The organism is Vibrio sp. Vb0937 (assembly GCF_033338855.1).
In genome coordinates this window covers 1-1,231 of record NZ_JAWOTK010000277.1, presented here as the reverse complement: position 1 = coordinate 1,231, position 1,231 = coordinate 1, and the positions used below count along the sequence as shown (strand labels likewise).

Annotated in this window: 1 protein-coding gene and 1 pseudogene; one reads left to right on the top strand and one right to left on the bottom strand. The window is 49.6% G+C overall.

Annotation, left to right across the window (positions count from 1 at the left end; genetic code table 11):
* Positions 1-508, top strand: a 508-nt coding sequence (locus tag R7P67_RS25060; protein WP_318086351.1) for a bifunctional 4-hydroxy-2-oxoglutarate aldolase/2-dehydro-3-deoxy-phosphogluconate aldolase, incomplete at its 5' end; no start/stop codon positions are given.
* Positions 509-689: 181 nt separating this feature from the next.
* Here the strand turns inward: R7P67_RS25060 and R7P67_RS25055 are convergent.
* Positions 690-1,231: pseudogene (locus R7P67_RS25055) on the bottom strand (transporter); the annotation flags it as partial.

Below are 1,231 nucleotides of genomic sequence, written 5' to 3'. Positions count from 1 at the left end.
TGCTGAAGTGACGTTCCGTACTGAAGATGCCGCTTTAGCGATCAAAAACATGCGCGAAGCGTACCCAGAGATGCTGATTGGCGCGGGAACTGTGCTGACAAGCGCGCAAGTGGATGAAGCGATTGATGCGGGCGTGGACTTTATTGTGAGCCCAGGTTTCAACCCAACTACAGTGAAATACTGCCAACAGCGTAACGTGACCATCGTCCCTGGTGTCAACAACCCAAGCTTGGTTGAACAAGCAATGGAAATGGGTCTGCGTACGCTGAAGTTTTTCCCAGCAGAACCGTCAGGCGGCGTCGCGATGCTAAAAGCATTATCTGCGGTTTATCCTGTAAAATTCATGCCAACCGGTGGCGTGAGCCCAAGCAATGTTAAAGATTACTTGTCTATTTCTTCAGTCTTAGCGTGTGGTGGTACTTGGATGGTACCCGGCGATTTGATTGACAACGAGCAATGGGATGAACTGGCGAAGCTGGTTCGTGAAGTTGCGGGAATTATCGAATAATTCCTCACCCCGGTTAGCGCCGAGAACTATCGTAGATAGTCGAACGATCTTTTGAGCAATTTGCCAACGCCTGCGGCTCCACCGTAGGCGTTTTTTTATGTGCAGTTTTGGCGAGTTAAAAAGCCAGCTTTCCACTAGGCGCGACACAAAACAACGCGCCCAATACGGTTTACTTACCCATTTACTTACTTAGTTTTTGTTTCTGCCAAGCACGTTTAGAGTGCTGGGTAGGTTGTAGTAGGAACAAGCTAAACAGCAACACGATGCAGCCAATTGCGACAAAGATGGATTGAGAAGAGCCCGCTAACACGACGCCGGCAAGAATCAGTAACATGCCCGCCAACGCTGTGATGGAGCCGACATAAAGTCCTTGCTTATGATTGATAGGGGACTGCTCCTCGTCGCTGATCGGTGTGGCTAGTTGAATCGCAAGTGCAGTGCGACTTTGCTGGATTGATGGTGGCTCTTTGGCATAAAAGACCCGCGTAAACAGGAAGAAGCCTCCCGTCACCAGTAAATGAACGGCAAGCGTTGCGACCACGGACAGGTCTTTGCTTTCTCTTGGTGTTAATGGCGAGGAAGAGAGCCACTGTACATCAAAGATAAACATCATAAAGAGCGATACTGCGCATCCGACCATAACGGTGGCCCATCCCGACCAGTTTGGTGTTTTCAAACTGACGAGCGCAAGCAGAGATGGGATGTTGATTGGCATCTGAATGA